20 protein-coding genes and 4 pseudogenes are annotated in these 17,859 nt (G+C 49.9%); 11 read left to right on the top strand and 13 right to left on the bottom strand.

The window, feature by feature from the left end:
* Window positions 1-7: 7 nt before the first annotated feature.
* Window positions 8-157 carry a hypothetical protein gene (locus ACQGXV_RS05690; protein WP_440865590.1) on the bottom strand — a complete coding sequence of 50 codons (150 nt, stop codon included), beginning with the start codon at window positions 155-157 and terminating at the stop codon, window positions 8-10.
* A gap of 684 nt (window positions 158-841) precedes the next feature.
* On the opposite strand from ACQGXV_RS05690, the gene ACQGXV_RS05685 reads away from it, so the two are divergent.
* The 5 genes from ACQGXV_RS05685 (at window position 842) to ACQGXV_RS05665 (ending at window position 6,116) form a co-directional block, all read left to right on the top strand.
* Window positions 842-2,209 (top strand): NCS2 family permease, encoded by a 1,368-nt coding sequence (locus ACQGXV_RS05685; protein WP_440865589.1) that lies wholly within the window; start codon window positions 842-844, stop codon window positions 2,207-2,209.
* A 327-nt stretch (window positions 2,210-2,536) separates the two neighbouring features.
* Complete coding sequence (locus ACQGXV_RS05680) at window positions 2,537-4,183, top strand: Na+/H+ antiporter (protein WP_440867274.1); 1,647 nt, start codon at window positions 2,537-2,539, stop codon at window positions 4,181-4,183.
* A 419-nt stretch (window positions 4,184-4,602) separates the two neighbouring features.
* On the top strand, window positions 4,603-4,815 hold the full coding sequence (locus tag ACQGXV_RS05675; protein ID WP_440865587.1) for a hypothetical protein: 213 nt from the start codon (window positions 4,603-4,605) through the stop codon (window positions 4,813-4,815).
* A 165-nt stretch (window positions 4,816-4,980) separates the two neighbouring features.
* Window positions 4,981-5,946 carry an IS30 family transposase gene (locus ACQGXV_RS05670; RefSeq protein ID WP_440865585.1) on the top strand — a complete coding sequence of 322 codons (966 nt, stop codon included), beginning with the start codon at window positions 4,981-4,983 and terminating at the stop codon, window positions 5,944-5,946.
* A 47-nt stretch (window positions 5,947-5,993) separates the two neighbouring features.
* Window positions 5,994-6,116 (top strand): hypothetical protein, encoded by a 123-nt coding sequence (locus ACQGXV_RS05665; protein WP_440865584.1) that lies wholly within the window; start codon window positions 5,994-5,996, stop codon window positions 6,114-6,116.
* A 27-nt stretch (window positions 6,117-6,143) separates the two neighbouring features.
* Here ACQGXV_RS05665 and ACQGXV_RS05660 read toward each other — a convergent pair.
* The 8 genes and pseudogenes from ACQGXV_RS05660 to ACQGXV_RS05625 form a co-directional block, all read right to left on the bottom strand.
* Window positions 6,144-6,299, bottom strand: a pseudogene (locus tag ACQGXV_RS05660) (integrase core domain-containing protein); the annotation flags it as partial.
* A gap of 16 nt (window positions 6,300-6,315) precedes the next feature.
* Window positions 6,316-6,633 (bottom strand): transposase, encoded by a 318-nt coding sequence (locus ACQGXV_RS05655; protein ID WP_440865583.1) that lies wholly within the window; start codon window positions 6,631-6,633, stop codon window positions 6,316-6,318.
* Window positions 6,634-6,715: 82 nt separating this feature from the next.
* Window positions 6,716-6,841 (bottom strand): transposase, encoded by a 126-nt coding sequence (locus ACQGXV_RS05650; RefSeq protein WP_440867273.1) that lies wholly within the window; start codon window positions 6,839-6,841, stop codon window positions 6,716-6,718.
* Between the two features lie 25 nt (window positions 6,842-6,866).
* Complete coding sequence (locus ACQGXV_RS05645; RefSeq protein ID WP_440862584.1) at window positions 6,867-7,232, bottom strand: IS630 transposase-related protein; 366 nt, start codon at window positions 7,230-7,232, stop codon at window positions 6,867-6,869.
* Between the two features lie 34 nt (window positions 7,233-7,266).
* A pseudogene (locus ACQGXV_RS05640) lies at window positions 7,267-7,413 on the bottom strand (DDE-type integrase/transposase/recombinase); the annotation flags it as partial.
* A gap of 53 nt (window positions 7,414-7,466) precedes the next feature.
* On the bottom strand, window positions 7,467-7,775 hold the full coding sequence (locus ACQGXV_RS05635) for a transposase family protein (RefSeq protein WP_440865582.1): 309 nt from the start codon (window positions 7,773-7,775) through the stop codon (window positions 7,467-7,469).
* A gap of 82 nt (window positions 7,776-7,857) precedes the next feature.
* Complete coding sequence (locus ACQGXV_RS05630) at window positions 7,858-8,052, bottom strand: transposase family protein (protein ID WP_440865580.1); 195 nt, start codon at window positions 8,050-8,052, stop codon at window positions 7,858-7,860.
* Between the two features lie 5 nt (window positions 8,053-8,057).
* Window positions 8,058-8,495: pseudogene (locus ACQGXV_RS05625) on the bottom strand (IS3 family transposase); the annotation flags it as partial.
* A 32-nt stretch (window positions 8,496-8,527) separates the two neighbouring features.
* Here ACQGXV_RS05625 and ACQGXV_RS05620 point away from each other — a divergent pair.
* Genes ACQGXV_RS05620 through ACQGXV_RS05605 form a run of 4 tightly spaced genes read left to right on the top strand, consistent with a single transcriptional unit; the run spans window position 8,528 to window position 10,586 of the window.
* Window positions 8,528-8,893, top strand: coding sequence for an IS630 transposase-related protein (locus tag ACQGXV_RS05620; RefSeq protein WP_440862584.1), 366 nt, complete (start codon window positions 8,528-8,530; stop codon window positions 8,891-8,893).
* Window positions 8,817-9,350 (top strand): IS630 family transposase, encoded by a 534-nt coding sequence (locus ACQGXV_RS05615; protein ID WP_440862665.1) that lies wholly within the window; start codon window positions 8,817-8,819, stop codon window positions 9,348-9,350. The genes ACQGXV_RS05620 and ACQGXV_RS05615 overlap by 77 nt, the downstream gene beginning before the upstream one ends.
* On the top strand, window positions 9,311-9,955 hold the full coding sequence (locus ACQGXV_RS05610) for a hypothetical protein (RefSeq protein ID WP_440865579.1): 645 nt from the start codon (window positions 9,311-9,313) through the stop codon (window positions 9,953-9,955). Before ACQGXV_RS05615 ends, ACQGXV_RS05610 begins: the two co-directional genes overlap by 40 nt.
* Window positions 9,939-10,586 (top strand): sensor histidine kinase, encoded by a 648-nt coding sequence (locus ACQGXV_RS05605; RefSeq protein WP_440865578.1) that lies wholly within the window; start codon window positions 9,939-9,941, stop codon window positions 10,584-10,586. The genes ACQGXV_RS05610 and ACQGXV_RS05605 overlap by 17 nt, the downstream gene beginning before the upstream one ends.
* Window positions 10,587-10,612: 26 nt before the next feature.
* On the opposite strand, the gene edd is transcribed toward ACQGXV_RS05605, so the two are convergent.
* On the bottom strand, window positions 10,613-12,427 hold the full coding sequence (gene edd / locus ACQGXV_RS05600; RefSeq protein WP_440865576.1) for a phosphogluconate dehydratase: 1,815 nt from the start codon (window positions 12,425-12,427) through the stop codon (window positions 10,613-10,615).
* 821 nt (window positions 12,428-13,248) lie between these two features.
* Here edd and gntR point away from each other — a divergent pair.
* Complete coding sequence (gene gntR / locus ACQGXV_RS05595; protein WP_440865575.1) at window positions 13,249-14,244, top strand: gluconate operon transcriptional repressor GntR; 996 nt, start codon at window positions 13,249-13,251, stop codon at window positions 14,242-14,244.
* A 4-nt stretch (window positions 14,245-14,248) separates the two neighbouring features.
* Here gntR and ACQGXV_RS05590 read toward each other — a convergent pair whose 3' ends face one another.
* A complete protein-coding gene (locus ACQGXV_RS05590) occupies window positions 14,249-14,776 on the bottom strand; it encodes a gluconokinase (protein WP_440865573.1) in 528 nt (175 codons plus the stop codon).
* Between the two features lie 297 nt (window positions 14,777-15,073).
* On the opposite strand from ACQGXV_RS05590, the gene gntT reads away from it, so the two are divergent.
* Complete coding sequence (gene gntT / locus ACQGXV_RS05585; protein WP_440865571.1) at window positions 15,074-16,408, top strand: gluconate transporter; 1,335 nt, start codon at window positions 15,074-15,076, stop codon at window positions 16,406-16,408.
* Window positions 16,409-16,451: 43 nt separating this feature from the next.
* Here gntT and ACQGXV_RS05580 read toward each other — a convergent pair.
* Window positions 16,452-16,805, bottom strand: a pseudogene (locus tag ACQGXV_RS05580) (sodium:solute symporter family transporter); the annotation flags it as partial.
* A gap of 67 nt (window positions 16,806-16,872) precedes the next feature.
* Window positions 16,873-17,772, bottom strand: coding sequence for a transposase family protein (locus ACQGXV_RS05575; RefSeq protein ID WP_440862939.1), 900 nt, complete (start codon window positions 17,770-17,772; stop codon window positions 16,873-16,875).
* Window positions 17,773-17,859 lie beyond the last annotated feature (87 nt).

Raw genomic sequence — 17,859 nt, 5'->3', positions numbered from 1 at the left:
CGAACGATTAACGGAAGATAGCGTAGGGAGCCAGACCGCGATAGGTTTTGCCCAACGCTTTTATTACTTTATTGATATTACGGAAAATACTCATCTTCTTATTGGCTTTGTTGAATAATTTAAGATACTGATTTATATAAGCATTATAAAATTTCAACGACTAATTTTTCCTCTCGGAATGCTTTTTATTGTGCGAACTATTTGATTTGTCGTTCTAACAAAATACATTCTCTGTAAATGCATTCTAACTAAAGAAGATGTAAATCAAACGGTTAAATTATTCAACAAAGCCCTTCTTATTCCTACGCTTTCTTGAATCTTAGTGGTTGGTGAACATGTTGAAGTTAACGCTAACGTTTTCGAACATGGCAACGATTTTTTTGATCAGTTTCATTTGTCTTTCTCCGAGTGATTGTTCATTTTTATGTGATGCTCTTCACGTTTTTAAAGATACGCCGGTTGGCAGCGCTGGTCAACTTTTTGTTAAGCTAATCACAAAAAAATGGTTCCAAGGTTTTCTGTGCATGAAACGCCGTTCTGTTTTGCCGAGTGATAGACAAATTGTCTGGATTATCAGTTGAAATACACGGCCCAGAAGCAGGATAATCCCCCGTTTCTCCTCCGACCTGCCAGATACACCTGTGATGCGCCTCGCAAGCTAATCGTTTGCGTGCCCCAGCGCGGTGTGAAATGTGTTCGGAGGCGTCAGATATTTGCGCTGCGGTGCGGAAGCGCCGCTGTTGTGGGTGCGTGCAGCGATGGGAGATCGTCATGGCAGGCAAGGCCATATGCACCCTCCGGTTTTACTTTTACAAATAATGACATCTCAGGGGATATCACCATGTTAAATAGCTCTCGTCAGGCTGGCAATGCGGCGCGTCCGCAAAGCTCACTTGATGCATTTTTTCACATCACACAGCGCGGCAGTAATGTAAGACAGGAAGTGCTGGCCGGGTTAACCACGTTTTTGGCGATGGTGTATTCGGTCATTGTTGTGCCTGGCATGCTGAGCAAGGCGGGTTTTCCGCATACGCCGGTGTTTGTGGCAACCTGTCTGGTTGCAGGGCTGGGTTCCTTGCTGATGGGACTGTGGGCCAATGTGCCTATGGCAATCGGCTGTGCTATTTCGCTTACCGCATTTACCGCGTTTAGCCTGGTGCTGGGGCAACAAATCAGCGTCCCGGTAGCGTTAGGGGCTATTTTCCTGATGGGTCTGTTGTTTACCGTGATCTCGGTGACCGGCATCCGTTCCTGGATCCTGCGCAACCTGCCGTTGGGCGTGGCGCAGGGCACCGGCATCGGTATTGGCCTGTTCTTGTTGATCATCGCCGCCAATGGCGTGGGTCTGGTGATCAAAAATCCGATCGATGGGCTGCCTGTTGCTCTGGGTAACTTCACGTCGTTCCCGGTGATCACGTCTTTACTGGGGCTGGCGGCTACCATCGGTCTGGAAAAACGTCGCGTGCCGGGCGGCATCTTATTGGTGATTGTGGCGATTTCCATTATCGGCCTGATTTTTGATCCGAACGTGAAATTCCAGGGCTGGTTCAGCTTGCCAAGCCTGACCGATGAAAACGGTCATTCGCTGATGTTTAGCATGGATATCATTGGGGCGCTGCAACTTGCGGTGCTGCCAAGCGTGCTGGCGCTGGTGATGACGGCGGTGTTTGATGCCACCGGTACCATCCGCGCGGTTGCCGGGCAGGCAAACCTACTGGATAAAGACGTGCAAATCGTTAACGGTGGTAAAGCGCTGACAGCGGATTCCGTGAGCAGCATGTTGTCCAGCCTGGTCGGGACGTCTCCGGCGGCGGTCTACATTGAATCTGCGGCCGGTACGGCAGCAGGGGGTAAAACAGGGTTGACGGCGACAGTGGTCGGCGTGTTGTTCCTGTGCCTGCTGTTCCTTTCCCCGCTGTCTTATCTGGTGCCGGGATACGCGACTGCGCCAGCATTGATGTATGTGGGCCTGCTGATGCTGAGCAATGTTGCCAAGCTGAATTTTGATGACATCGTTGATGCCATGTCGGGTCTGGTGTGTGCGGTGTTTATCGTACTGACCTGCAATATTGTTACCGGGATTATGCTGGGCTTTGGCGCACTGGTACTGGGGCGTATTTTCTCCGGTGAATGGCGCAAACTGAATATTGGCACCGTGATTATCGCTATCGCGCTGGTGGTGTTCTACGCCGGTGGCTGGGCGCTCTGATTATTGTGTGAGTGAGTCATTAAGGGGAGCCTGGCTCCCCTTTCTTATGCCTGCGGTTTCGCTTGCGCTTGTGGTCATGAAGTGTGTTCTCCATAACGCACGCATCGTTTTTCCTCTTCCTCCCATGTTTTCCCTGAAGTGTCTCGTCTCAGTGATTTTTTGATGCAATTATTTGCAGGGTAATCATGCAAAAATATGCGTTTTACCCTGAAATTTTGCCCCGCTGAGCGATATTTTCATGTAAAAATAATGGGGCACTATCTCATAACGTACAAAGGGCAGCTCAGCACGCAGTTAGGTCATTATTGGAAATCTCCTAAGGAAAGCATGGAAATCTTTTTTACCATTCTGATTTTAACCCTGGTGGTATCACTATCAGGGGTTGTTACACGTATTTTACCCTTCCAAGTTCCGCTGCCCTTAATGCAAATCGCCCTCGGTGCTATTTTGGCATGGCCCCAGTTTGGTTTGCATGTCGATTTCAATCCTGAACTGTTTATGGTGCTGTTCATCCCGCCGCTGCTGTTTGCCGATGGCTGGAAAACGCCAACGCGCGAATTTATCAAACACAGCCGTGAGGTGATTGGGCTGGCGCTGGTGCTGGTGTTGATCACTGTCGCCGGGGTGGGTTACCTGATTTACTGGATGATCCCAGGGATGCCGCTGGTGGCGGCTTTTGCGCTGGCAGCTGTGCTATCGCCGACGGATGCGGTAGCGCTGTCGGGGATTGTGGGCGAAGATCGTATTCCGAAGAAACTGATGAGTATCTTGCAGGGCGAAGCGTTGATGAATGATGCTTCGGGTCTGGTATCGCTTAAATTTGCCGTCGCGGTGGCGATGGGAACCATGGTGTTTACCGTGTCCGGCGCGACGCTGGAGTTTGTTCAGGTAGCGGTTGGCGGCTTGCTGGCTGGCGTAGGCGTCACCTGGCTTTACAGTAAATCATTGCGCATCATTAACCGTTGGAGCGGTGATGATGCGGCCACACAGATTGTGCTGCTGATGCTGTTGCCGTTCGCCTCCTACATGATTGCGGAACACATTGGTGTGTCGGGCATTTTGGCGTCGGTGGCCGCAGGGATGACCATCAGCCACTCTAACGTGATCAGTAACGCCCCGCTGGCGATGCGATTACGCGCCAACAGCGTTTGGTCGATGCTGGAGTTCGTGTTTAACGGCATGGTGTTTATTATGCTGGGACTGCAATTGCCCGACATTTTGGAAACGTCGGTGACGCAGGCGGAGCTGGATCCCACCGTTGAAACCTGGATGCTGTTTACCGATATCGCCATTATTTACGGCGCGCTGCTGCTGCTGCGTTTCTGCTGGCTGTGGTTTATGAAATATTACAGCCGTCTGTTTCAGAAGAAACGCCCGATGCTGTTCGCTCAGTACACCACGCGTGAAATCTGGATCGCTTCATTTGCCGGGGTGCGCGGAGCGATTACCTTGGCCGGTGTGCTGTCCATTCCGCTGTTATTAAACGATGGCACCGCGTTTCCTTCCCGCTATCAGCTGGTGTTTATTGCCACCGGCGTCATCCTGTTTTCCTTGCTGTGCGGGGTGTTGACGCTGCCGTTACTGCTGCGCGGGGTGACGGTGGTGGACAAATCGCTCTATAAGAAAGAAGAGCGGATGGCGCGCATGGCGATTGCTGAAGTAGCGATCCGCAGTTTGCAGAAAATGGAAGAGCGTCTGGCGGCGGATCGGGAAGAAAATATCGATGAGCAGGTGGTGCGTGAAGTCAGTGCGCGTGTCATTGGTAATCTGCGGCGTCGCGTCGTCGGCGAGAGCGATTTGGAACACAGCCTGGAGATTGAAAATCTGGAGCGCCGTTTCCGCTTGACTGCCGTCACCGCTGAACGCGGTGAACTTTACCACCTGCGCGCCACGCAGCAGATCAGTAATGAAACCCTGAAAAAGATGCTGCACGATCTCGATCTGCTTGAAGCCGTGCTGAGTGAGAAAGTGTAGCCAGGTTTTTGCCTCGCCATGATTTTGTTTAGCCAATGCAGGCTCACTTAGGCTGAGCCTGCATCGGAATCTTGTTAATGCCCTCTATCTCCCGTCATACGTTAAGTTGCAGGTGTGTTGGCTGCGCTCACTACCTGAGTCAGCGCATCGGGATTCCTTCTCTTGCTGCGTTACGAGACTCATCAATCAGCCTCGCCCTAAAGGGCCAGCGCAAGCGCTGTTCAAAACGTAAACATTTTGTCGTGTCACTCGAGTGATTTAGGGGATAGCGTATTCCGAAGCCTGTCAGATACCGTCTCTGAATGAGGAATGCACGAAAACCCCACGATCGCGGAAAAACCCTACAAATTCTGGCTAATTTTCAGCATTGTAAACTACTTGTCATTATATGATAATGATTGTTATTATCATATAACGCGTTGACGCATAAGAAGCTGCCAGACCGGTTATTGCCGATGTCAGAGTGGCTCAGATCCTGTTTTTGTGGATCGGTAGCACGTCAGTACGCGTGTTGTGGTGTAAGCAACCATCACTTTGACAGAGGGAAAACTATAGCCAAGCGACATTATTTTGATAACAGCCAGCTATGCTTCTTTGCCGCATATCAGGGCATAGGATGTAATCATTTTTAAGTCGGTTGGCTATATGCGCGTTTTAGTGGTTGATGACGACTCGGTGTTGTGCCATTGGCTGGGTGCAAAGCTGCACGCCCCATTCCCACTCGAAACGCAACAAAGTGACCCACTTGCCAGAGTCGGATAAAATCACCGTTCTGGCCCTACTGGAGAGCCTGTTGCATGCAGGGAAAACATCTGACTCAGAAAGAACGGTTCTACATCGAAAAGCGGCGTGGTGAAGGTGTCAACCAAGCTACCATCGCCAGAGAGCTTGCTCTGCCTCGCTCGACCATCAGCAGGGAACTCAGACGCAATACCGACCCTACTTTCAATGGTGTCTACTGCTGTAGAAGGGCGGACACTCTGGTCCGGGAACGCCGTCATAAGCCTCTGCCAAACAATGCTTTTTACCCGTTGGAGCCACACATTCAGAACTTCATCAGGCAGGCGCTTTCCACTCACTCTTCACCTGAAATCATCAGTGGCCGTTTGCACCTGGAATTCGGTATATCTGTCAGCAAGAATACGCTATATCGCTATATCCTGCAGGAGAGACAGGCTGGCGGGGAGCTATATCAGCAACTTCCTCATCGGGGAAAACGTTACAGGTACAATGCCGAAAACCTCAAATCAGGCCCTATTCCCAACCGTGTTGGTATTGAGTATCGCCCAGCTCAAGCCGAGCTTAAACAGGAGCCTGGCCACTTCGAAATTGACACTATTTTTGGCAAAGACCAGAAGTCATTCTTGTTAACCATCGTAGATAAAGCATTGAAAACCGTCATCATTCGCAAACTGCCTAATAAGCGTGCGGAGACTGTGGTTGCTGCTTTCAGGGACATTGAAGCTAATACCTTTTGCAAGTTTAAGACCCTAACAGCTGATAACGGCCCTGAATTCGCTCTGCACGAGCAAATTACTCAAATCACAGGGGCGCAGGTCTACTTTGCCCATCCTTATCATTCCTGGGAGAGGGGCTTGAATGAGCACACCAACGGGCTGATACGACGTTTTTACCCAAAGGGAACAGACTTCAGTCATCGTAAGATTGCCGAACTCGAACACATACTCAATACAAGGGGCAGAAAATCGCTGGGCTATCGTTCCCCCAATGAGGTATTTTTAACGCACTTACTGGTGGCATAAGCCTCTACCGTTTTGTTGCGTTTCGAGTGGGAATGGGGCCATCGCGGTTGACCGACACTTCTACGCTGATCGCCCAGCTCAAACGTGATATAGCCAAGCGACATTATTTTGATAACAGCCAGCTATGCTTCTTTGCCGCATATCAGGGCATAGGATGTAATCATTTTTAAGTCTGTTGGCTATAAGTCGGTTGGCTATATGTAGCGAATAATGGATGATTGAGCAGTACTAAAGCTTTGGTAGCCAGTCGTTGGCACCCATTCAGTCTTCAGACTACGGAAGAATCGCTCCATCGGACTATTATCCCAACAATTTCCTCTGCGACTCATACTTTGGGTCATCTGATATAGCCAAGCGACTTAATTTTGATTACACCATATGGACTGAGAACAAACTCTCTGTATCGCAACCCATCTCTCTTTTTTTGCTTTTTGCTTGTGCCCATTTATGCTCAATTGGGTTAAGATCTGGCGAATATGTAGGCAAATACTCCACCATATACCCTGCATCGATGATGACTTGTTGAATATTATGTTTTTTGTGAAAAGTGGCATTGTCCATCATGATTACACTGTTTTTAGGGAGTACTGGGATAAGGACTTGTGTGACCCAGGCATAGAAAACATCGCTGTTAATATTGATATCAAATAATCCGATAGCAAACAGCGTTGTGCCTAATATAGCCAACCGACTTAAAAATGATTACATCCTATGCCCTGATATGCGGCAAAGAAGCATAGCTGGCTGTTATCAAAATAATGTCGCTTGGCTATAAAGCGCCGATAACATTTGTTCTTCCCCTAGCTCCCCAGTTCTTCAGGCCAAAACACCGTTGACCTTTTGGGGAATAGCCGTGAGTCCGTGGGGCATCGTGTGAAAAACCACTTTCATCAATAAAAACAATAGGTTTACCTTCTTTTTCATACTGTTGTTTTTTTTGTTGAAATCCCTGCCGGGCGTTTTCGTCGGCTTTCGGATGACGTAGAGTTTTTTTTATAGGTCAATCCCAGCTTTTTAAGCGCTTGCCAAATGGCCTTCTGACAAACGCCAAAACGCTCTGCACGTTCTTTTTGGTAAGCATCTGGATATTGTTCAACATCTTTTATCAACTCGGATTTATCGATCTTTCGCTGACGCGTGGTCGATGCTTTTGACTCTATTTGATTAATCCAACGCGATACAGAGGCAGGGCCAATCCGAAATTGCTTCGCTGTTTCTCGGATACTCAACCCTTCGTTTTTCCGTGTAGATATCACTTTACGTCTAAAATCAATTGAATAGCTCATTTAAATAATGTAATCAAAATTAAGTCGTTTAGCTATAGCGCCACAATGCCTGCCTATACTGACGACTGGTGTAATGGCTTCCTTGGTCACTATGAAACATGACTTGTTTGGGATGCCCACGCAGTTCCCAAGCCATTTGTAGTGCTTTGGCTGTTAATTCTGAATCTGGCGAAAACGACATTAAGCGTGTTGCTTAATAGTGAAATAAGGGTGTTTCGGTGATTGAAATAAATTTTACGCTGTTCTGAGATGGAAATTCCAAAGACCGGCGCTAAGGAGTAAGAAGGTATCATCAATAAAGGGTCTACGATTCCGTAAAATTTGGGTCATGCAACCGAGGCGCTTGATACCCGCGATGGCGTGTTCAACTGTAATACGGATGCCCGAGATTATTTTATTTTCTTGTTTTTGTTCAGGCGATAAAGGTCTTTTTCGAGTTCCTTTTTTTGGGATTTGTGTATTAGGATGCTGTTTATCTATACCTTGAAAACCGGTATCTGCCCAGATGGTTACCTCAGGAGGAATATGGCGAATTATAGCCAAGCGACATTATTTTGATAACAGCCAGCTATGCTTCTTTGCCGCATATCAGGGCATAGGATGTAATCATTTTTAAGTCGGTTGGCTATATATCGACTTTATCGAGTAAGCGTTTATCGTGACGGCGCCCATTTTTGCTCATGGGGATAAATCCAATTTGCCTTGTTTCGTCAGTCATAATAAGCCCTTTTCGAGTGGTCTGTCTTTTCTTTCCCGAATACATTTTTTTTCGCCGACGCAGATTCTTAGGCTTTTGGACAGGTCGCTCTGCACTGGTCAAGTAAATCAGGACACTTTTTTCTCAGCCATTTGTTCATAACGCACCGGAGACAGATCCCCGTTAGCGACATGATGCCTGTGTAGGTTGTAGTAGCGGATATACGTCGCCACATCCTGCTCCATGTAAGCCCGTGTTGGCTGGGGTACCAGCAGCAACCATTCATGTTTCAGACTGCCCCAGAAGCGCTCCATCACCGCATTATCCCAGCAGGCACCCACGTCTCCCATACTGCTCCTCAGCCTGTAGCTGCTCAGCAGCGCCTGAAAGCGTTGTCCCGTGTACTGCGCCCCCCTGTCCGTATGCACCACCAGGCCCGGCGGGGGAGTTCGCAGGTTATATGCCTTCATCAGGGCCCCGCAGACCAGCGATGAGGTCATCCGTCTGTCCACCTGCCAGCCCACTATCTGCCGGGAGTACAAATCCATAATAGCCGCCAGATATAGCTAAACGACTTAATTTTGATTACATTATTTAAATGAGCTATTCAATTGATTTTAGACGTAAAGTGATATCTACACGGAAAAACGAAGGGTTGAGTATCCGAGAAACAGCGAAGCAATTTCGGATTGGCCCTGCCTCTGTATCGCGTTGGATTAATCAAATAGAGTCAAAAGCATCGACCACGCGTCAGCGAAAGATCGATAAATCCGAGTTGATAAAAGATGTTGAACAATATCCAGATGCTTACCAAAAAGAACGTGCAGAGCGTTTTGGCGTTTGTCAGAAGGCCATTTGGCAAGCGCTTAAAAAGCTGGGATTGACCTATAAAAAAAACTCTACGTCATCCGAAAGCCGACGAAAACGCCCGGCAGGGATTTCAACAAAAAAAACAACAGTATGAAAAAGAAGGTAAACCTATTGTTTTTATTGATGAAAGTGGTTTTTCACACGATGCCCCACGGACTCACGGCTATTCCCCAAAAGGTCAACGGTGTTTTGGCCTGAAGAACTGGGGAGCTAGGGGAAGAACAAATGTTATCGGCGCTTTATTAGGCACAACGCTGTTTGCTATCGGATTATTTGATATCAATATTAACAGCGATGTTTTCTATGCCTGGGTCACACAAGTCCTTATCCCAGTACTCCCTAAAAACAGTGTAATCATGATGGACAATGCCACTTTTCACAAAAAACATAATATTCAACAAGTCATCATCGATGCAGGGTATATGGTGGAGTATTTGCCTACATATTCGCCAGATCTTAACCCAATTGAGCATAAATGGGCACAAGCAAAAAGCAAAAAAAGAGAGATGGGTTGCGATACAGAGAGTTTGTTCTCAGTCCATATGGTGTAATCAAAATTAAGTCGCTTGGCTATAATCAGGCCAAAACCGATGAATTGCCGCTGTTTCTGGTAATGAGCAAACAGGGCGAGATTCTCTACCACAATGCGGGCTGGATGCTGCCTGGGCCAAATCATACCGCGTGCAAAATGGATGTTCCTTGCCTGAAGGCGCTACTGGTTGAAAAGGGGGCGCTGAATGCCAGCGACCAGCGCCGAAGCGCGCCTGAGAGCAACCTGGTCGGCATGTCGGTGGCGTTGGATGACGGTGGGGTGCTGTTCACCGCCTATAATCTGCGTCCGATGCTGGAACGTATTCGCACTATTCCACTGGTGGCTGGGGCTGGGCTGTTTGTCGTGCTGTTGTTTTCGCTGGTTGTCAGCCGACATTTCAGTTTACGTAGCCTGCGCAGCGTAGAGCGGATCCGCACCGCGTTGCACCGCTACAGCGCCGGCGAGCAGTACGTTCGCATGCCGCTCTCAACGCGTGATGACGATTTCCACAGCCTGAGCCACGACATTATAGCCAACCGACTTAAAAATGATTACATCCTATGCCCTGATATGCGGCAAAGAAGCATAGCTGGCTGTTATCAAAATAATGTCGCTTGGCTATAACCAGAATCTGGAACGCATTGAACGCCTGATGGAACAGATGCGAAGCACCTCAAGCCATATCGCCCATGAATTACGCACGCCGCTGACGCACTTGCAAAACCGCTTGTATAACCTGACTGAGCGTCAGGGGCTTGAGCATGAGATGCGCGAGGAGTTGCATCAGGCGGTGGAAGAGGTGCACAAGATTTTGGGGCTGTTTCGCACCGTCATGCGTATCGGCGAGATTGAAAGCGGGCGCTGTGTTCATCAGTTTGCCCGCTTTGAGGTGCGCCCATTATTAGAAGAGGTGTCGGAATATTATCAACCGTTAGCCGATGCACACCATTGCCAATTGCTGATTGATGCACCTGCCGGGACGCCGCTTTTTGGCGATCGGGCGTTGCTGTTTCAGGCACTGGCGAACCTGATCGAAAACGCGCTGCGTGTTTCCGATCGCGGCCCCGGCATTCCCGACAACCTGCACGCCACGGCGTTGGAACGATTTCAACGCCTTGAAGGGTCGCAGCAGCAGCCCGGTTTCGGGCTTGGCCTGTCGCTGGTGAAAGCCATCGCCGAACTGCACGGTGGCCAACTCTGCATGGCATCGGCCAATCCCGGTTTACACGTTTATCTGTGCTTACAACCTACCTGACATCGCACGGCGTGAGACTACTGAGCCTAACGGTAAGGGATCGCGCTGGCACCCTGTTCCGCAGCGGTAATGTTCTCGCGCAACGCGGTAAACAGTTCGCGCCCCATCCCCACATGGGAAGCGGATAAGTCCGGCTGCTCAGGATGACGCAGTGCCAGCGTTGCGTCATCCACCTGCAGGCTGATCTCACCGGTGATGCCGTCAACGCGAATCATGTCGCCATCCTGAATTTTTGCCAGCAGGCCACCGACGTAGGCTTCCGGCGTGACGTGGATAGCGGCAGGTACTTTGCCGGATGCGCCTGACAGACGACCATCAGTCACCAATGCCACGTTGATACCCCGGTCCATCAACACACCGAGTGGCGGCATCAGTTTGTGCAGTTCTGGCATGCCTATCGCTCTGGGTCCCTGATAACGCACGACCACCACGCAATCTTTGTCCAAACGGCCTGATTTAAAGGCGGCATCGACGTCGTTCTGATCGTTGAATACGATGGCTGGTGCAACAATCGTTTGTCGTTCTTGCGGTACGGCGGAGGTCTTCATTACCGCGCGTCCCAGATTGCCCGAAAGCACTTTGGTGCCCCCGTGTTTAGCAAGCGGTGTTTCCAGCGGTGCGATCACCTCGGCATCCAGCGATACCTGCGGACCGTCGCGATAGACCAGTTTACCGTCTTCCAGGAAGGGTTCCTGGGTGTAGCGATGCAGGCCAAAGCCTGCCACGGTGTGGACATCCTCGTGCAGTAAGCCGCCGCGCAACAATTCTCGCACCAGCAGCGACACGCCGCCTGCTGCCTGAAAATAGTTAATATCGCCAGGTCCGTTGGGGTAGATGCGACACAACAACGGCACCACCTCTGACAGTTCAGAGAAATCGTCCCAGGTGACGGTAAAGCCAGCGGCTTTCGCCATGGCCACCAGGTGCATGGTGTGGTTGGTTGAGCCGCCGGTCGCCAGCAGGGCGACAATACCGTTGACGATCACTTTTTCGTCCACCAGTTGCCCGACGGGCAGATAATCGCCCGCATTTTCCGTCATTCGAGTGACCTGACGCGCAGCGGCTTCTGTTAGCGCATCGCGCAGCGGAATGTCGGGGTAGACAAACGAGGAGCCGGGCAAATGCAGCCCCATGATCTCCATTACCATCTGGTTCGAGTTGGCGGTGCCGTAAAAGGTACAGGTGCCCGCGCCGTGGTAAGCACTGGCCTCGGATTCCAGCAGCGCGTCGCGGCCGACTTTGCCTTCAGCATACAGTTGGCGGATGCGCACTTTCTCTTTGTTGGAGATACCGGTGCGCATCGGGCCTGCGGGCACGAAAACGGTAGGCAGGTGACCAAATGAGAGGGCAGCAATAAACAGCCCCGGGACAATTTTGTCACATACACCCAAAAAGAGCGCGCCATCAAACATGTTGTGTGACAAACCGATCGCCGCCGACATTGCAATCAAATCGCGGCTAAGCAGGGAGAGTTCCATGCCGTCTTGCCCTTGCGTCACGCCGTCGCACATAGCAGGGACGCCGCCAGCGACCTGGCCGACAGCGCCGACGTCGTTCAGCGCCTTCTTAATCAGATCAGGGTAGCGTTCATAGGGTTGGTGGGCAGAGAGCATGTCGTTGTAAGAGGTAATGATGCCGATGTTGCTTTTGATCATGTTCTTCAAATCGGCTTTGTCTTCAGGCGAACAGGCGGCGAAGCCGTGTGCCAGATTACCGCAGGCCAGCTCAGATCGGTGTACGGTTTTGCTTTTGGCGGCGGCGATCCGAGCCAGATAACGGCTACGCTCGGTGTGAGAACGAGACAGGATGTTGTGGGTAACGCGTGCAACAATAGGATTCATGCTATGCCCCAAGTGTTTAACATTGATGCTTTGCTTAATTAAAATCAAATGCCAATGACGTCGATCGAAATAATTGGGCTACTGTGGCTAGCGGGTGTTTTAATTATTTTTAAGATGATAAAAATGCTCGTGCAAATAAACGCACGATACCAGATCGTCAATAATTTTCGTGCCCGTTAATACGGTGAGTTACCGTAAAGGGTATGGGCGCATTAAGGGATGCAGATGGGGTTCATCGCAGCCTCATGTGATCCAGACGTTCATCTTTGCCGCTAGCGTATCTCTCCAATAGGCTCTACATCAGGACGCCCTGACGGTGATGAGACCACTATATACTCAAATGATACCGGTAACAATGGGTTTTACGGTCATGCTTTACTCGATTCAGCCAGGGTGAAAATTATTTTGTGATGAAGATCACGTTATTGTCTGTGCGGGGAGGCGTGGTAGAAAAATAGCGATATCGGCGCTGCGGTAACGGGCGAAGATATCTAAAATAATAATGGAAAAAATAAAAATTAGTTTGGGTTAATATTGTTAGCTGTATATAAATATTATTTTTAAACAAATAAGTGAAACAGGGCGGTATTAACCACGGGCCGTGACGTACTTTTTATCAGTGGGCATGCTTGATTATTTTTAGTGGCGTTTTTTTAACGGGAAATAAGGAAAACGTAGCGTTGTTTCATCATTATTTGTTATTGGATTGCTATGTTGGCTCGGGCATTGTACTGGTGACTCTCCTATCACCGCCACACATACAGCGCAGGTTTTCTTTGTTACACTAGAGGACCGGCCGACAATATTTCAATCGATTGAAAATGAAGAAGAAAAGACCAGTTTTGCAAGATGTGGCCAATCGTGTTGGCGTCACTAAAATGACCATTAGCCGCTACCTGCGCGATCCGCAGAAGGTTTCGGCGGCACTGCGCGGCAGCATCGCCGCTGCGCTGGATGAGTTGGGGTACATTCCCAACCGGGCGCCGGAGATTTTATCGAATGCCACCAGTCGGGCGATTGGCGTTCTGCTTCCTTCATTGACCAATCAGGTGTTTGCCGAAGTATTGCGCGGCATTGAACGCGTGACGGATGCGCACGGTTACCAGACGATGCTGGCACACTATGGTTACAACGCCGAGCGTGAAGAGATGCGTCTGATGTCTCTGCTTTCCTACAATATTGACGGTCTGATCCTCTCTGAACGTTCCCACACGGAGCGCACGCGCAAGATGATTGAAGTGGCGGGCATCCCGGTGGTTGAAATCATGGACAGCGAGTCGCCCTGTATCGATCTGGCGGTGGGGTTTAACAACTTTGAAGCAGCCTACCAGATGACCCAGGTGCTGTTGGCCCGTGGGCACCGTTTTCCGGTCTATCTCGGCTCGCGCCTGGATGAACGTACCTTGATCAAGATGCAAGGGTACGAACAAGCGATGCGTGATGCCGGGTTGACGCCGCGAGATGTCAGTACCGATCGTCCCTCGTCGTACAGCCTGGGCGGTGAACTGATGAGAGAAGCGCGTGAGCGCTACCCGGAGACCGACAGCCTGTTTTGCACCAATGATGATATTGCGATCGGTGCGGCCTTTGAGTGTCAGCGGCAAGGATTGCGCATCCCCGATCAAATGGCGATCGCCGGTTTTCACGGGCACGATATTGGCCAGTCGATGGAACCTAAACTGGCCAGTGTGCTGACGCCACGTGAACGCATGGGGCAGGTGGCCGCGGAGCGATTGCTGGCCCGACTGCGCGGAGAGGTTGTTACCCCACCGCGGCTGGATTTGGGCTTCACGATCCTGCATGGCGACAGTATTTAAGCCGTTAGCGACGAGAAACGACACCCGCGTTGCTCAATGCCGCCAGACCTCGAGCGACAACCTCATCAAAGGTGCCATCGATGTCGATACTCAACACGTCAGTTTCATCTGCGGCTGGCTCTTCCAGCGCATCGAACTGGCTTTTGAGCAGATCGGTGGGCATGAAATGCCCGGCGCGCGCTTTCAGGCGTTCCAGAATAACGTCAAAGCTGCCCTTCATATAAAGGAACAACATATCAGGATTGTCCTGACGCAGACGATCGCGATAACGGCGTTTTAAGGATGAGCAGACGATCAACCCCACTTCATTTTTGTGGCGCAGGCTGTAGGCCGCATCGTTAAGACGTTCAAGCCACGGCGCGCGGTCGTTATCGTCTAAAGGCTGACCGCTTGCCATTTTCTGAATGTTGGCGCGCGGGTGCAGGTCGTCGCCATCAATGAATTTAGCGCCCAGTGCATTGGCAATAGCCGCCCCAGAACTGGATTTACCACAACCAGATACGCCCATGATGATGATGCTTTGTCCCGGCATAGTTTGATCTCTATCTCAAAATGAATATTTAAGCCCATATGATAGTTTCGCATTTTACCACGTTACCGGTATCATGATACCGGTAACAAGCAGGGGTGTGACAAAAATCACAGATTACCGATGAGGCTGACGAGGGCGTAAATCGCTACTCCGATGCGTCAGGCTTTGGCCCCCAAAGCTCGGCAGCTTTCGCTTCCAGGTAACAAAAAGAACGCTATCTTGATGTAAAAGTAGCATTTATAGATCTGACTGTATTCGTTGACAGCATCTGTACGATTCCTATATCGGAGAATTATTATGCCATTAATCATTGTAGCAATCGGGGTTGCCCTGCTGCTGCTATTGATGATCCGTTGCAAATTGAACGGGTTCATTTCATTGATTCTGGTGTCGCTGGCCGTGGGTTTGGCATTGGGCTACACCTCCCAGGGTGGGTTTAACGTCAATGGCGTTATCACCTCCATCAAAAATGGGGTAGGTGGCACGCTGGGAAGTCTGGCCCTGATCATGGGCTTTGGTGCCATGTTGGGTAAACTGCTGGCGGACTGCGGCGGTGCGCAGCGCATTGCGACAACGCTTATCGATAAATTCGGTAAGGGACGCATTCAGTGGGCGGTGGTATTAACCGGTTTCACCGTTGGTTTTGCGCTGTTTTATGAAGTGGGCTTTGTGTTGTTACTGCCGTTGGTGTTCACCATCGCTGCCGCTGCGCGCATCCCTTTACTGTTCATCGGCGTGCCGATGGCCGCAGCATTGTCTGTAACCCATGCACTGTTGCCTCCGCATCCGGGCCCGACGGCTATCGCTATTCTGTTCAAAGCCAATATGGGCAAGACCCTGCTGTACGGTACGTTGATTGCGATTCCAACCGTGATTTTGTCGGGACCGGTCTATGCGCGTTTCCTGAAAAGCATCGATAAACCAACTCCTGCTGGATTGCATAACCCGAAAGTGTTTGCCGATCATGAGATGCCGGGCTTTGGTATCAGCGTATTCACTACCCTGATTCCGGTTATCCTGATGACTGGCCGCGCAGTAGCAGAAATGACGCTGCAAAAAGGCCATCCGGTGCTGGGTTATGCTGAGTTCCTGGGCGATCCGGTGATGGCAACGCTGATTTCCGTGGTCGTAGCGATCTTTACCTTCGGGCTTAATCGCAGTCGCAGCATGGATCAGGTGATGGATAACATCAACGATTCCATCAAGATTATCGCGATGATGCTGATGGTGATCGGTGGCGGCGGTGCGTTCAAACAAATCCTGGTGGACGGTGGCGTTGCGAAGTACATCGAAACGCTGATGGCGGGCAGTACGCTGTCTCCGTTACTGATGGGATGGGCGATTGCCGCTGCGCTGCGTCTGGCGCTGGGGTCAGCGACCGTTGCGGCCATGACGGCAGGCGGTATTGTTGCGCCGTTGCTCACCATTACCGGGGTGAGCCCTGAGCTGATGGTGCTTGCCGTCGGTTCCGGTAGCGTGATTTTCTCCCACGTAAACGATCCGGGGTTCTGGCTGTTCAAAGAGTATTTCAACCTGACCATTGGTGAAACCATGAAGTCGTGGTCGGCGTTGGAAACCATTATTGCGGTGTGTGGCCTGATTGGGTGCTTGCTGCTGAGTATGGTTATCTAAACGGTCGGTTGGGTTGCCTCCGTTTCGGAGGCAACCGAATCACTTAATGAGACACACTGCGTGATGCGCCTACGCCAGTTTGTGAGCGAACAAACTGGGCATAGAAGCGATCGCGTTCCTGCTTGCCTTCCTCAGAATTATCGGTAATCGAGAAGAACCAGATCCCGATAAACGCCACCAGCATCGAGAACAACGCCGGGTATTCATAAGGATAAATAGGTGTGGCGTGACCAAGAATTTTCACCCAAATGGTGGGGCCGAGGATCATCAGCACGATGGCCGTCCGCAAACCAGCCCAACCGCCCAACATTGCCCCACGCGTGGTCAGCTTAGACCAGTACATTGAGATGATGATGATGGGGAAGTTACAGCTCGCCGCTATAGAGAAGGCCAGCCCCTGTAGTGGCATACTAAGCGTGTTGCTTAATAGTGAAATAAGGGTGTTTCGGTGATTGAAGTAAATTTTATGCTGTTCTGAGATGGAAATTCCAAAGACCGGCGCTAAGGAGTAAGAAGGTATCATCAATAAAGGGTCTACGATTCCGTAAAATTTGGGTCATGCAACCGAGGCGCTTGATACCCGCGATGGCGTGTTCAACTGTAATACGGATGCCCGAGATTATTTTATTTTCTTGTTTTTGTTCAGGCGATAAAGGTCTTTTTCGAGTTCCTTTTTTTGGGATTTGTGTATTAGGATGCTGTTTATCTATACCTTGAAAACCGGTATCTGCCCAGATGGTTACCTCAGGAGGAATATGGCGAATTATATCGACTTTATCGAGTAAGCGTTTATCGTGACGGCGCCCATTTTTGCTCATGGGGATAAATCCAATTTGCCTTGTTTCGTCAGTCATAATAAGCCCTTTTCGAGTGGTCTGTCTTTTCTTTCCCGAATACATTTTTTTTCGCCGACGCAGATTCTTAGGCTTTTGGACAGGTCGCTCTGTCCCATCAATAAAGACGTCTTTAACTCCAGGAAAGGCGCGAAAAAATTCCTCAGCAGAGCGAATTTGACGAGCGGGCAAAACACATTCTCGCCCCAAGGTCATCTCTAAAACCGGCAATAATATTTTTACCCAGCGACATACCCGTGTTCTATCTAAACCAAAAAGAAGTCCTTGCAAATCATAGGTCGGATAACATTTTAAATACAATAAAATAAAAAGCAGTTTATCTAATGGGGTTGGGATAAATCCTTTCTGCCCTGCACCCATCTGCCGCTCGTGATCTTTTCGATTCTTTTTCCGATAAATCAAATAACAAGCTGAAAATTCAGCGGCTAAATTTTTCAATTCTTCGACTGATAATCCAATGATTGCTTTACATAAACGATTATCTCGTAACAACCGCTCTTTGTTGATCATTTCAAACCTTTATTCTCTAAGTTAAACCTCTTTTTATTCTCAATAGCCTGACAAAAAATGCAAGTCTCTATTCAGCAACTAGTTTAC

Source organism: Symbiopectobacterium purcellii, assembly GCF_052050035.1.
In the GTDB taxonomy this organism is placed as follows: domain Bacteria; phylum Pseudomonadota; class Gammaproteobacteria; order Enterobacterales; family Enterobacteriaceae; genus Symbiopectobacterium; species Symbiopectobacterium purcellii_A.
Note: the sequence above shows the minus strand (reverse complement) of the source record. Positions and strands in the feature narration are given on the sequence as shown.

What these genes read in the sequence shown, in the direction of transcription:
- ACQGXV_RS05685 (WP_440865589.1), top strand. Translation starts at nt 842, where the DNA reads ATGTTAAATAGCTCTCGTCAGGCTGGCAATGCGGCGCGTCCGCAAAGC.
- ACQGXV_RS05680 (WP_440867274.1), top strand. Translation starts at nt 2,537, where the DNA reads ATGGAAATCTTTTTTACCATTCTGATTTTAACCCTGGTGGTATCACTA.
- ACQGXV_RS05670 (WP_440865585.1), top strand. Translation starts at nt 4,981, where the DNA reads ATGCAGGGAAAACATCTGACTCAGAAAGAACGGTTCTACATCGAAAAG.
- ACQGXV_RS05645 (WP_440862584.1), bottom strand. Translation starts at nt 7,232, where the DNA reads ATGAGCTATTCAATTGATTTTAGACGTAAAGTGATATCTACACGGAAA.
- ACQGXV_RS05620 (WP_440862584.1), top strand. Translation starts at nt 8,528, where the DNA reads ATGAGCTATTCAATTGATTTTAGACGTAAAGTGATATCTACACGGAAA.
- ACQGXV_RS05605 (WP_440865578.1), top strand. Translation starts at nt 9,939, where the DNA reads ATGTCGCTTGGCTATAACCAGAATCTGGAACGCATTGAACGCCTGATG.
- edd (WP_440865576.1), bottom strand. Translation starts at nt 12,427, where the DNA reads ATGAATCCTATTGTTGCACGCGTTACCCACAACATCCTGTCTCGTTCT.
- gntR (WP_440865575.1), top strand. Translation starts at nt 13,249, where the DNA reads ATGAAGAAGAAAAGACCAGTTTTGCAAGATGTGGCCAATCGTGTTGGC.
- ACQGXV_RS05590 (WP_440865573.1), bottom strand. Translation starts at nt 14,776, where the DNA reads ATGCCGGGACAAAGCATCATCATCATGGGCGTATCTGGTTGTGGTAAA.
- gntT (WP_440865571.1), top strand. Translation starts at nt 15,074, where the DNA reads ATGCCATTAATCATTGTAGCAATCGGGGTTGCCCTGCTGCTGCTATTG.
- ACQGXV_RS05575 (WP_440862939.1), bottom strand. Translation starts at nt 17,772, where the DNA reads ATGATCAACAAAGAGCGGTTGTTACGAGATAATCGTTTATGTAAAGCA.